The sequence below is a fragment of the Pantoea sp. ICBG 828 genome (assembly GCF_002928355.1).
In the GTDB taxonomy this organism is placed as follows: domain Bacteria; phylum Pseudomonadota; class Gammaproteobacteria; order Enterobacterales; family Enterobacteriaceae; genus Pantoea; species Pantoea dispersa.
The window spans coordinates 53,859-65,978 of sequence record NZ_POWN01000004.1; the positions used below are offsets into that span (position 1 = coordinate 53,859).

Genomic DNA, 12,120 nt, shown 5'->3' on the forward strand with positions numbered 1-12,120 from the left:
CGTTGCCCAACTCATTTACCCCAAGACGTGCCCGGCACGTGGCAGGGTAAACTTATATACAATAAATGGAGTAGAGACATGGCGTGGAATCAGCCCGGAAATAACGGACAGGACCGCGACCCGTGGGGAAGCAGCAATAACCAAGGCGGCAACTCTGGGGGAAATAAAGGAGGTCGCGATCAGGGACCTCCTGATCTGGATGATATCTTCCGTAAGCTGAGTAAAAAACTCGGCGGACTGGGCGGTGGCAAACAGAGCGATAACGGCCAGCGCAGCGGCGGCAGCGGTGGCAAACTGGTTGGCATTGTCGCCGTGGCGGCAGTGGTCATCTGGGCAGCCAGTGGTTTCTACACCATTAAAGAAGCGGAACGCGGGGTCGTGACGCGTTTCGGCAAATTCAGCCATCTGGTTGAGCCTGGCCTCAACTGGAAACCGACCTTTATCGATCAGGTGCGGGCCGTCAACGTCGAAGCGGTGCGTGAGCTGGCGGCGTCTGGCGTGATGCTGACTTCGGACGAGAACGTGGTGCGCGTGGAGATGAACGTGCAGTACCGCGTGACCGATCCGGAGCGCTACCTGTATGCGGTGACCAGTGCCGATGACAGCCTGCGTCAGGCTACTGACAGCGCGCTGCGCGGCGTGATTGGCCGCTCGACCATGGACCGTATCCTCACCGAAGGCCGTACCGTCGTGCGTAGCGATACCCAGCGTGAAATCGACGAAACCATTCGTCCTTACAACATGGGTATTACGCTGCTTGACGTCAACTTCCAGGCGGCGCGTCCACCGGAAGAGGTCAAAGCCGCGTTTGACGATGCGATTGCCGCCCGCGAAAACCGCGAGCAGTACGTGCGTGAAGCTGAAGCGTACGCCAACGAAGTGCAGCCGCGTGCTAACGGCCAGGCGCAGCGTATTCTTGAAGAGGCGCGAGCCTACAAAGAGCGGACTGTGCTGGAAGCGCAGGGTGAAGTGGCGCGGTTCGCGCGTCTGCTGCCGGAGTACAAAGCCGCACCGCAGATCACCAAAGAACGTCTCTACATTGAAAGCATGGAGCGCGTGCTCAGCCATACCCGCAAAGTGCTGGTTAACGACCGTGGCAACAGCCTGATGGTGCTGCCGCTGGATCAGCTGATGCGTGGCGGCCAGGCAGGCGGCCAGAGCGGTCAGAACAATGCCAATCTGATGAAGTTACCGTCGTCACCGGGCAGCAATGCCGGCCGCGGCGACACTTCATCCTACAGTCCGGACAGCATCATGGATCAGCGTCGCGCCAATGCGCTGCGTAACGATACCCAGCGCGAAGGGAGGGAGTAATCGATGCGTAAGCCAATCATCGCCGTAATTATTGTTGTTCTGGTGGTGCTGTACGCCTCACTGTTCGTGGTGCAGGAAGGCCAGCGCGGTATCGTGCTGCGCTTTGGTAAAGTACTGCGTGATGATGAGAACAAGCCGCAGGTGTACGCACCGGGCCTGCACTTCAAAATTCCGTTTATTGAAACCGTGAAGTCGCTGGATGCGCGCATCCAGACCATGGATAACCAGGCCGATCGTTTCGTCACCAAAGAGAAGAAAGACCTGATTGTGGACTCTTACATCAAGTGGCGCATCAGCGATTTCAGCCGTTACTACCTTGCGACCGGCGGTGGCGACGTTTCTCAGGCGGAAGTGCTGCTGAAACGTAAGTTCAGCGACCGTCTGCGTTCAGAAATGGGCCGTCTTGATGTGAAAGACATCGTCACCGACTCGCGTGGCCGTCTGACCACCGACGTGCGCGATGCGCTGAACACCGGCAGTGCCGGCAATGACGACGAAGTGCAGACGCCAGCCGCTGACGATGCGATTGCCAGCGCGGCAGCCCGCGTTGAGCGTGAGACCAACAGCAATGAGCCGGCGCCAAACCCGAACAGTATGGCGGCGCTGGGTATTCAGGTGGTCGACGTGCGCATCAAGCAGATCAACCTGCCGACCGAAGTGTCGGACGCGATCTACAACCGTATGCGCGCCGAGCGTGAAGCGGTAGCACGTAGTCAGCGTTCACAGGGTCAGGAAGAGGCGGAAAAACTGCGCGCTCAGGCCGATTATCAGGTAACCCGTACGCTGGCAGAAGCGCAGCGTCAGGCGCTGATCAGCCGTGGTGAAGGGGATGGTGAAGCGGCCAAGCTGTTCGCTGACGCCTTCAGCCAGGATCCTGATTTCTATGCCTTTATCCGCAGCCTGCGTGCCTATGAGAACAGCTTCGCGGACAATCAGGACGTGATGGTGCTGAGCCCGGATAGCGATTTCTTCCGCTATATGAAGGCGCCAACTAACGTCTCGCGTTAATAACTGTTATAACCTTGAGGCCGACACTGATGTCGGCCTTTTTTTTGGGAAAACAGAATGAACACAACCGTCTGGATGGCGCTGGCTTTGGTGCTGGTGCTGGAGGGATTAGGACCGATGCTGCTGCCGCGTCTGTGGCGTCGCATGATTCTGGCGATGACGCAGTTACCGGACCGTATACTGCACCGTTTTGGCGGCGGGCTGGTGGTGGCGGGCGTGGTGATTTACGCCATGCTGAGCACGCACGCGAATGGCTGAGCAATAATCTGCGCGCTGCCGCACGGCTAAATTGTGTCTGCTGCAGAGCATTGCCCCCAACATGTTGTAGTGATCAAAACTCAGGCAAAAAACAGCGCAATCGTATGCTAAAAGTGCTGAAAGAGTGAAAATCCGATGGTAGAATCCATTTTTAAGCAATCGGTGATTTTAGAAAATGGGTAAGAACGTCGTCGTACTGGGCACCCAATGGGGTGATGAAGGTAAAGGTAAGATCGTAGACCTTCTGACTGAACGCGCGAAATATGTTGTGCGTTACCAGGGTGGCCACAATGCAGGCCATACACTTGTCATCAACGGTGAGAAAACCGTCCTCCACTTAATTCCCTCTGGCATCCTGCGTGAAAACGTCACCAGCATCATTGGTAATGGTGTTGTGCTGTCGCCTGAAGCCCTGATGAAAGAGATGAACGGTCTGGAAGCGCGCGGTGTGCCGGTACGTGAACGTCTGCTGATCTCTGAAGCTTGTCCGCTGATTCTGCAATACCATGTGGCGATGGACCTGGCGCGTGAAAAAGCGCGCGGTGCCAAAGCTATCGGTACCACCGGTCGTGGTATCGGCCCAGCCTACGAAGATAAAGTTGCCCGTCGCGGTCTGCGCGTCAGCGACCTGTTCAACAAAGAAACCTTCGCCGTGAAGCTGAAAGAGATCGTTGATTTCTACAACTTCCAGCTGGTGAACTACTACAAAGAAGATGCAGTAGACTACGATAAAGTGCTGAGCGATGTACTGGCGGTGGCCGACATCCTGACCGGCATGGTCGTTGACGTGTCTGAACTGCTGGACGGCGCGCGTAAGCGTGGCGACCTGATCATGTTCGAAGGCGCACAGGGTACGCTGCTGGATATCGACCACGGTACGTATCCGTACGTGACTTCGTCCAACACCACTGCTGGTGGCGTGGCGACCGGTTCAGGTATCGGTCCTCGCTACGTGGATTACGTGCTGGGCATCGTCAAAGCTTACTCGACCCGCGTCGGTGCCGGTCCATTCCCGACCGAACTGTTTGATGAAACCGGCGAGTTCCTGTGTAAGAAAGGTAACGAGTTCGGTGCCACCACCGGCCGTCGTCGTCGTACCGGCTGGCTGGATGCGGTAGCTGTGCGCCGCGCGGTGCAGATCAACTCCCTGTCCGGCTTCTGCATGACCAAACTGGACGTGCTGGATGGCCTGAAAGAGGTGAAAATCTGCGTCGGTTACCGTATGCCGGATGGCCGCGAGATGACCACCACGCCGCTGGCGGCAGAAGGCTGGGAAGGCATCGAGCCGATTTATGAAACTCTGCCGGGCTGGAGTGAAAACACCTTTGGTGTTAAAACACTGGAAGGCCTGCCGCAGGCAGCACGTGATTACATCAAACGTGTTGAAGAAGTGACTGGCGTGCCGATTGATATTATTTCAACCGGTCCCGACCGTAGTGAGACCATGATTCTGCGCGATCCGTTCGACGCTTAATCACGTTTTGCAGGCCGGACACTGTCCGGCCTTCGTTTATCTGCTCTTTGACTCCGCTCACTTCATTTTTTCCTGCTGGTTTCGGGAGTTGCAGGAAAAAAGCGCTCCGGGTTTTCCACACTGGTTTATCATCAATGTTAATCGAAGCGCTCACGGGCGTTATAACAACAATATCGATGATTCACTGAGGTACATGTGCAGCTAACAAGTTTTACCGATTTCGGTCTGCGCGCCCTGATTTACATGGCGACATTGCCGCAAGGTCAGCAGACCAACATTACCGAAGTCACCGATACCTACGGGGTATCGCGTAACCATATGGTTAAAATCATCAATCAACTGAGCCGGGCCGGCTTTGTTGCCGCGACACGCGGTAAAAACGGCGGAATTCGTTTAGGCATGGACCCGGAAAAAATCGTCATTGGCGATGTCGTGAGAAAAATGGAGCCTTTGCAGCTGGTAAACTGTAAAGAGTGTGCGATAAATCCCGCCTGTCGCCTGCGTAGCGCGCTGAATAATGCGGTCCAGCTGTTCCTGCAGGAACTGGATAAATATACGCTCGCCGACCTGGTGCAAAACAACGATTCGCTTTACCACATCTTATTGTCCGAACCGCCGGTGGCAATTCCACATAAATGACATCGGAGGAACCGTAATGTCAAAAGATCCCTTTCAGGATAGAGAAGCTGAAAAGTACGAAAATCCTATTCCCAGTCGGGAATTTATCCTCGCGCTATTAGAAAAGCGTGAAAAGCCGGCGAGTCGCGAAGAGATCGCCGAAGAGTTAAACATCACCAGCGAAGATCAGCTTGAAGCACTGCGTCGCCGCCTGCGCGCCATGGAGCGTGACGGCCAGCTGGTGTTCACCCGTCGCCAGTGCTACGCCCTGCCGGAGCGTCTGGATTTACTGCGCGGCAAAGTGATTGGCCATCGCGATGGCTACGGCTTCCTGCGCGTTGATGGTCAGAAAGATGACTTCTACCTCTCGGCGGAGCAGATGAAGTTCTGCCTGCACGGTGATGTCATCCTCGCCCAGCCGGGCGGCTCCGACCGCAAAGGGCGGCGTGAAGCGCGCGTGGTACGCGTGCTGGAACCGCGCAACAGCCAGATTGTTGGCCGCTACTTCACCGATGCCGGCACCGGCTTCGTGGTACCGGACGACAGCCGTCTGAGTTTTGACATTCTGATCCCGGCGGAAGAGACGCTGAATGCGCGCATGGGATCGGTGGTGGTGGTGGAGATCGTGCAGCGCGCGACGCGCCGCAGCAAAGCCATCGGCAAAATTACTGAAATTCTCGGCGACAACATGGGCACCGGTCTGGCCGTGGATATGGCGCTGCGCACCCATGAAATTCCCCACTCATGGCCGGAAGAAGTCGAGAAAGAGATTTCCAGACTGAAAGAGCAGGTACCGGAATCGGCGAAAAAAGGCCGCGTCGACCTGCGTGAACTGCCGCTGGTGACCATCGACGGTGAAGACGCGCGTGACTTCGATGACGCCGTTTACTGCGAGAAAAAACGCGGTGGCGGCTGGCGCCTGTGGGTGGCGATTGCCGACGTCAGCTATTACGTGCGTCCCGGCACCGCGCTGGATAACGAAGCGCAGCAGCGCGGCACCTCGGTCTACTTCCCGTCGCAGGTGATACCGATGCTGCCGGAGATCCTCTCGAACGGCCTGTGCTCGCTCAATCCGCAGGTGGATCGCCTGTGCATGGTGTGCGAGATGACCATCTCGGCCAGCGGTAAACTCACCGGCTTCAAACATTACGAAGCGGTGATGAACTCACATGCGCGTCTGACCTACAACAAAGTGTGGAGCATTCTGCAGGGCAACCCGGAGCTGCGTGAACAGTATGCGGCGCAGGTGAAGCACCTCGAAGAGCTGCACCGTATGTATGAGGTGCTGGAAACCGCCCGTGAACAGCGCGGTGGCATCTCGTTTGAAACCGACGAAGCCAAATTCATCTTCAACGCTGAGCGTCGCATTGAGCGCGTGGAGCGCACCGTACGTAACGATGCGCACAAGCTGATTGAAGAGTGCATGATTCTGGCCAACATCGCCTCCGCGCGTTTCGTTGAGAAACATCAGGAGCCGGCGCTGTTCCGCGATCACGATCGCCCGAGCGAAGACAGCATCACCAGCTTCCGTACCGTGCTGGGCGAGCTGGGTCTCAGCCTGCCGGGTGGGTCGAAACCGCAGCCGATCGATTATGCCGATCTGCTGACGCAGATTGCCGACCGTCCGGATGCTGAAATGCTGCAAACCATGCTGCTGCGTTCGATGAAGCAGGCGGTGTACGATCCGGAAAACCGCGGCCACTTTGGCCTGGCGCTGGCGTCGTATGCGCACTTTACCTCGCCGATCCGTCGCTATCCGGATCTGCTGCTGCACCGTGCCATCAAGTACCTGCTGGCCAAAGAGCAGGGCACGGTAAAAGGCAACACCACGCCAACCGGTGGTTATCACTACGATATGCAGCAGATGCTGCAGCTGGGTCAGCACTGTTCGATGACTGAACGCCGTGCCGACGAAGCGACGCGCGATGTGGCCGACTGGCTGAAGTGTGATTTTATGCAGGATCAGGTGGGTAACGTATTCAACGGCGTGATCTCCAGCGTGACCGGCTTTGGCTTCTTTGTTCGCCTCAACGATCTGTTCATTGATGGCCTGGTGCACGTCTCCACGCTGGACAATGATTACTATCGCTTCGATCCGGTGGGGCAGCGTCTGATTGGTGAATCCGGCGGTCGCACTTACCGTCTGGGTGATGCGGTGGAAGTGCGCGTTGACGCGGTGCACATGGATGAGCGCAAGATCGATTTCGCGCTGATCTCCAGCAAACGCGTACCGCGCGGTGAAGGGAAAACCGCGCGCGAGCGTGAGAAGCGTGGCGGCAAGCCACCGGCGAAGCGGCGTCGCGATGCGGGTCGCAAGGGCAACTTTGAGCCGGACGCCGCTTTCCGCGGTGAGAAGCAGCCGGCTGCGGCGAATAAAAGCGAGAAAAAAAGCAAAAAAGTCTCCGAAAAAACCCGTAAAATCGCCGCCGCAACCAAGGCGAAGCGCGCAGTGAAGAAGAAGGCCAGCGAAGCCTGATGGCCTCTTCACCCGCCAGCGGCCAGGTGCGTCAGCGCTGACGCACCTTGCTCAACCCTGTTTCGCAGGCTGCGCCCCAACGCGCAGCCTGATTAATGTTCTGTATTCAACGATATACATCCAACCTTGAGCAAAGTAATGAGTGAAATAATTTTTGGCATTCACGCCGTGCAGGCGCTGCTGGAGCGTGATCCCCAGCGTTTTCAGGAAGTCTTTATCCTTAAAGGCCGCGATGACCGCCGCCTGCAGCCGCTGATCGCCGCACTGGAAGCTCAGGGAATTGTGATTCAGCTGGCCAACCGCCAGTGGCTCGACGGCCAGGTCGAAGGCGGCGTGCACCAGGGTATCGTGGCGCGCGTTAAGCCGGGTAAAAACTATCAGGAAGGCGATCTGCCGGATCTGCTGGCTTCACTGGATCAGCCGTTCCTGCTGATTCTGGATGGCGTCACCGATCCGCATAACCTGGGCGCCTGCCTGCGCAGCGCCGATGCGGCTGGTGTGCATGCGGTGATCGTGCCGAAAGACCGTTCGGCACCGCTTAACGCCACGGCGAAAAAAGTCGCCAGCGGGGCGGCGGAAAACGTGCCGCTGATTCGCGTCACCAATCTGGCGCGCACCATGCGTCTGCTGCAGGAGTACAACGTCTGGATCGTCGGCACGGCCGGTGAAGCAGACCACACGCTGTATCAGAGCAAAATGACCGGCGCGATGGCGCTGGTGATGGGTGCGGAAGGAGAAGGCATGCGCCGCCTGACGCGCGAACACTGCGATGAGCTGATCAGCATCCCGATGGCCGGCAGCGTCTCTTCCCTCAACGTTTCGGTGGCCACCGGCGTTTGTCTGTTCGAAGCGGTGCGTCAGCGCCAGGCGTGATCGCCGCCGCAAAACCTCAGCTGTACCAGGCATAACTGCACATCCTCTCCATACTTATAGCCACATCAGTACGGGCAACAGGAGAGGAGAGTGCCATGGCCTGGACCACTCACAGCGTATTCAATCAACCATCTCCGCTCAGCAACAGCAATCTCTTCACCGGCGACAGCGCGCTGTGCGAGGCGGTGGTGCGTGAAGGGGCCGGCTGGGACCGCGAATGGCTGGCGTCCGTCGGCCTGCAGCTCGGCAGCGCGGAGTCACTGGAATTAGGTCGCCTGGCCAATGCACAGCCGCCGGAGCTGCTGCGTTACGACGCGCGCGGTGAGCGGCTCGACGAGGTGCGCTTTCATCCTGCCTGGCATCTGCTGATGCAGGGCGTGTGCGCCAGCCGGTTACATAACCTGAGCTGGCAGCCTGACGTGCAGGGCAGCGCCATGGTGGCACGCGCGGCGCGTTTCATTCTGCATGCGCAGGTGGAAGCCGGTTCACTCTGCCCGGTAACCATGACTCACGCCGCGATCCCGCTGCTGCAAACCCATCTGCCCGCTCCCTACGCCGACTGGCACGATCGGCTGCTGAGCGATCGGTATGATGCGCATCATCTGCCCGGCAGCCAGAAGCGCGGCCTGCTGATTGGCATGGGCATGACGGAGAAGCAGGGCGGCACCGATGTGTTGAGCAACACCACACGCGCCGAACCGCCTGGCACGCGTGCGCCGGGCGAACCCTGGCGCATCACCGGCCACAAGTGGTTTTTCTCGGTGCCGCAAAGCGACGCGCACCTGATTCTGGCGCAGACCGCCGCGGGGCTGAGCTGCTTCTTTCTGCCGCGCCTGCTGCCGGACGGCACGCGCAACGCCATTCGTCTTGAACGTCTGAAAGACAAGCTGGGCAACCGCGCCAATGCCAGTGCCGAAGTGGAGTTTCAGGATGCCTTCGGCTGGTTGATGGGTGAGGAGGGCGATGGCGTGCGGCTGATCCTGAAAATGGGCGGTATGACGCGCTTTGACTGTGCGCTCGGCAGCCACGGCCAGATGCGACGCGCGCTGGCGATAGCGCTGCATCACGCCGGTCAGCGCCAGGTGATGGGCAAAAACCTTAGCGATCAGCCGCTGATGCGCGCGGTGCTGGCGCAGCAGGCACTGCAGCTGGAGGGACAAACCGCACTGCTGCTGCGTCTGGCGCGCGCCTGGTCAACGCCAGCCAGCGCGCATGAACGGCTGTATGCACGCCTGTTCACCCCGGCGGCCAAGTTCGTGATCTGCAAAGCCGGTATGCCGTTTGTGGCTGAAGCCATGGAGGTGCTGGGCGGCATTGGCTACTGCGAAGAGAGTGAACTGCCGCGCCTGTATCGCGAGATGCCGGTGAACAGCATCTGGGAGGGCTCGGGTAACGTGATGTGCCTGGATGTGCTGCGTGTACTGGGACGGCATGCGGAGGTGCTTAGTATGCTGCAGGATGAGTTTGATGCAGTGAAGGGCAGCAATCGCCACTTCGATCGCTGCTGGCGTCAGCTGCGGTTGCAACTCGGCAACCTGCGCGAAGAGCAGGGACGGCAGGTCAGCGATATGCTGATTCGGCTGGCGAGTGCCGCGGTGCTGCTGAAAGCGGCAGAACCGCCGCTGGCGGACAGCTGGTGCGCGCGTTATCTTTCATCGCGCCCGGCACAGGCGCTGAGTGATGATCTGAGCGCACGCTTACTGCAGCGTGCTACTGCCGCCTGAGGGCGCGCCGTACAGAATGGCGGTGGCATACCAGAAGCCAGGCATGGTGGTCTCATCGACCATCAGGATCTGATAGTAAACCGCACCGCTCTGATTGGCGCGTGCAGCGATTGCACGCTGCACATCATCCGGCGAGCCGCGTGAATGGGCGCTGACGGTGCCAAGCTTCGGCAGGCCATAGCTTTGCGCGCGGGTGATCTCCTGCGCCTGAGTGGTGGGCGCTGGCGGGGGTTGTGGCGTGGTGTGCAGTGCAGCACAGCCGCTCAGCAGCAGGCCCAGCAGCAGAATAAGCGTACGCATGGTGGCTCCGGAAAACAGGCAGATGACTCAAGTGTAAGCCATCTGCCCCGGCTCATCAGTCGTTGAGGCGGAAAATACTCACCAACTGGGTCAGATGATGGCCTTTCTGACTCAGGTGCTGCGCCGTGTGCTCGGACTGGTTAATCATGTCGCTGCTCTGATGGGTCGCATGGCTGATGTGGTTCATCGCCAGATTGACCTGACCAATGCCCGCGGCCTGCTCCTGAGCGGCGATATTGATTTCCCCCATCAGGGTTTTCACCTGTTCGATATGGCTGACAATATGGCTCATGGCGTCACGCGTTTGTTCCGAGAGCGCATGGCCGGCGGCCACTTTGTCGATCGAACTGGCAATCAGCCCGTCAATCTCCTTCGCCGCATTGGCGCTGCGCTGCGCCAGCGCACGCACTTCCGCAGCGACGACCGCGAAGCCTTTGCCGTGCTCACCGGCGCGCGCCGCCTCAACCGCAGCGTTGAGCGCCAGAATATTGGTCTGGAAGGCAATCGACTCGATCACGTGGGTAATGTCGGCGATGCTCTGCGAGGCAATGCGAATCTCCGCCATGGTCTCTACCGAGCGCGCCACGGTGCTGCCGCCCTGGCTGACGGTGCTGGCGGCTTCACCGACCAGCGCCATCGCCTGACGCACGTTAGCGGCGGTTTGCGCCACGGTTGCGCCAAACTGCTCCATGCTGGCCGAGGTCTCTTCAACGCTGCTCGCCTGGCGGCCAATCTGCTCGCTGATGCTGGAACTGCTGGCCGCAATGGTGTCGGTGCCGTCGCTGATCTCACGCGCGGCGGCGCGTACCTGGCCTACCACTTTCTCCAGGCCGTCGCCAATGCCGTTAATCGCGCTCACCAGCTGGCCGATCTCGTCGCGGCGCGCTGAGTCGAGGTGCGCCTGCAGATTACCCGCCGCATACTGCTCGGCCAGATGGATCACCTGCTGCAGCGGCCGGGTAATGGCGCGCCGGCTATACAGCACAAAGCCAATCGCAAAGGCGAGCACCAGCGCCAGGCCAATCAGTATGAACAGATTGCGGCTGTGGGTGATCGGTGCCAGCAGGCTGGCGCGGCTGACTTCACCGGCGATAATCCAGTTCCAGCCCGGCAGTTGCTGCCATGCCAGCAGGCGGGTTTCGCCCTGATGCGCGATCTCCAGCAGGCCGTGCGGCTGCGTCAGGATCTGCTGCTGTACGCTGCGATCCCAGTCCGGCAGCTTGCCTTCTGACTGACGGGCAAACAGATACTGGCCCTGTGCGCTGCCCGGTGTGCCGTTCAGCACGAAGAAGCTGCCGCTGTCGCCGAGACGTCGCGCCAGCACTTTCTCCCGCATCAGCGCGTACTGTTTATCAATCTGCACGCCAACAAACAGAATGGCGATCACTGCGCCGCTGTCGTCCTGCACCGGCTGGTATTGGGTGATGTAGCGATGGCCGAACAGCGTCGCCAGGCCGCGATACACTTCGCCCTTATTCACGCTGCGCCACGCTGCACTGCTGCGGTCAAGCTGGGTGCCCACCGCGCGGCTGCCATCCTCTTTCTTCAGTGAGGTCGCGATGCGAATGTAATCCTCGCCGTCGCGCACAAAAATGGTGGAGACTGCACCGGTACGATCGAGAAAATCGTCCACGGCGATCTGATCGAGGTTGAGGGTTTTCAGCCCGGCACGCAGCGTCGGCGTGCTGAACGATCCCACCTGAATGCGTGAGCTGTCGTCACGGCTGAATCGCTTTGGTAAAAAGCTCTGAAACAGCCGGGTATAGTTCGCCACTTCTTCCGATAAGGTCGCGTTAAACATCGTGGCCATTTCATTAATGCCGAGCACCTGGTTTTGCATATCGTCGACAGCTAACTGCTCCAGCTGGCGCGCGGCGTTATGGCTGAGCGTTAACGTCAGGGCAAACAGCACGATTGCCACACTGAAAGACGTCAATACAGACAGCTTAATTCCGAGACTCATGGCGCTGAGAGAGAGACGCTTCATAAAGTACCTTTAATAAATAACTGGAGGGGTACAGGATCAACGGCAAAATGCGGCAAATGTTTAGGGCAGAAATTAATCGAAATAAATG

Annotated in this window: 10 protein-coding genes; 8 read left to right on the forward strand and 2 right to left on the reverse strand. The window is 58.9% G+C overall.

Annotation, left to right across the window (positions count from 1 at the left end; genetic code table 11):
• Nucleotides 1-78 precede the first annotated feature (78 nt).
• The 8 genes from hflK to C1Y43_RS10805 all read left to right on the forward strand — a co-directional run bounded on the left by hflK (nucleotide 79) and on the right by C1Y43_RS10805 (nucleotide 9,745).
• Nucleotides 79-1,314, forward strand: coding sequence for an FtsH protease activity modulator HflK (hflK, locus tag C1Y43_RS10770; protein WP_021509762.1), 1,236 nt, complete (start codon nucleotides 79-81; stop codon nucleotides 1,312-1,314).
• Nucleotides 1,315-1,317: 3 nt separating this feature from the next.
• A complete protein-coding gene (gene hflC, locus C1Y43_RS10775; protein ID WP_021509761.1) occupies nucleotides 1,318-2,322 on the forward strand; it encodes a protease modulator HflC in 1,005 nt (334 codons plus the stop codon).
• Nucleotides 2,323-2,379: 57 nt separating this feature from the next.
• Entirely contained in the window at nucleotides 2,380-2,580 is a 201-nt protein-coding gene (locus tag C1Y43_RS10780; RefSeq protein WP_031280157.1) for a DUF2065 family protein, read from the forward strand.
• A 175-nt stretch (nucleotides 2,581-2,755) separates the two neighbouring features.
• On the forward strand, nucleotides 2,756-4,054 hold the full coding sequence (locus C1Y43_RS10785; RefSeq protein ID WP_104188201.1) for an adenylosuccinate synthase: 1,299 nt from the start codon (nucleotides 2,756-2,758) through the stop codon (nucleotides 4,052-4,054).
• A 195-nt stretch (nucleotides 4,055-4,249) separates the two neighbouring features.
• A complete protein-coding gene (gene nsrR / locus C1Y43_RS10790; RefSeq protein WP_021509758.1) occupies nucleotides 4,250-4,693 on the forward strand; it encodes a nitric oxide-sensing transcriptional repressor NsrR in 444 nt (147 codons plus the stop codon).
• A gap of 16 nt (nucleotides 4,694-4,709) precedes the next feature.
• Nucleotides 4,710-7,148: a ribonuclease R gene (gene rnr, locus C1Y43_RS10795; RefSeq protein ID WP_021509757.1), complete on the forward strand. Its 2,439-nt coding sequence runs from the start codon at nucleotides 4,710-4,712 to the stop codon at nucleotides 7,146-7,148.
• Between the two features lie 138 nt (nucleotides 7,149-7,286).
• Nucleotides 7,287-8,021 (forward strand): 23S rRNA (guanosine(2251)-2'-O)-methyltransferase RlmB, encoded by a 735-nt coding sequence (rlmB, locus tag C1Y43_RS10800; protein ID WP_021509756.1) that lies wholly within the window; start codon nucleotides 7,287-7,289, stop codon nucleotides 8,019-8,021.
• Nucleotides 8,022-8,116: 95 nt separating this feature from the next.
• Entirely contained in the window at nucleotides 8,117-9,745 is a 1,629-nt protein-coding gene (locus C1Y43_RS10805; RefSeq protein ID WP_021509755.1) for an isovaleryl-CoA dehydrogenase, read from the forward strand.
• Here C1Y43_RS10805 and bsmA read toward each other — a convergent pair.
• Both bsmA and C1Y43_RS10815 read right to left on the reverse strand, forming a co-directional pair.
• Nucleotides 9,719-10,045, reverse strand: a complete 327-nt coding sequence (gene bsmA, locus C1Y43_RS10810) for a biofilm peroxide resistance protein BsmA (protein WP_021509754.1) — start codon at nucleotides 10,043-10,045, stop codon at nucleotides 9,719-9,721. The two genes, C1Y43_RS10805 and bsmA, sit on opposite strands and share 27 nt — an antisense overlap.
• A 55-nt stretch (nucleotides 10,046-10,100) precedes the next feature.
• Complete coding sequence (locus C1Y43_RS10815) at nucleotides 10,101-12,032, reverse strand: methyl-accepting chemotaxis protein (protein ID WP_031280156.1); 1,932 nt, start codon at nucleotides 12,030-12,032, stop codon at nucleotides 10,101-10,103.
• Between the last annotated feature and the right edge of the window lie 88 nt (nucleotides 12,033-12,120).

Bases quoted from the DNA above. Each gene is read 5' to 3' on its own strand.
- hflC (WP_021509761.1), top strand. From the start codon at position 1,318: ATGCGTAAGCCAATCATCGCCGTAATTATTGTTGTTCTGGTGGTGCTG.
- C1Y43_RS10785 (WP_104188201.1), top strand. From the start codon at position 2,756: ATGGGTAAGAACGTCGTCGTACTGGGCACCCAATGGGGTGATGAAGGT.
- C1Y43_RS10780 (WP_031280157.1), top strand. From the start codon at position 2,380: ATGAACACAACCGTCTGGATGGCGCTGGCTTTGGTGCTGGTGCTGGAG.
- rlmB (WP_021509756.1), top strand. From the start codon at position 7,287: ATGAGTGAAATAATTTTTGGCATTCACGCCGTGCAGGCGCTGCTGGAG.
- hflK (WP_021509762.1), top strand. From the start codon at position 79: ATGGCGTGGAATCAGCCCGGAAATAACGGACAGGACCGCGACCCGTGG.
- rnr (WP_021509757.1), top strand. From the start codon at position 4,710: ATGTCAAAAGATCCCTTTCAGGATAGAGAAGCTGAAAAGTACGAAAAT.
- bsmA (WP_021509754.1), bottom strand. From the start codon at position 10,045: ATGCGTACGCTTATTCTGCTGCTGGGCCTGCTGCTGAGCGGCTGTGCT.
- C1Y43_RS10815 (WP_031280156.1), bottom strand. From the start codon at position 12,032: ATGAAGCGTCTCTCTCTCAGCGCCATGAGTCTCGGAATTAAGCTGTCT.
- C1Y43_RS10805 (WP_021509755.1), top strand. From the start codon at position 8,117: ATGGCCTGGACCACTCACAGCGTATTCAATCAACCATCTCCGCTCAGC.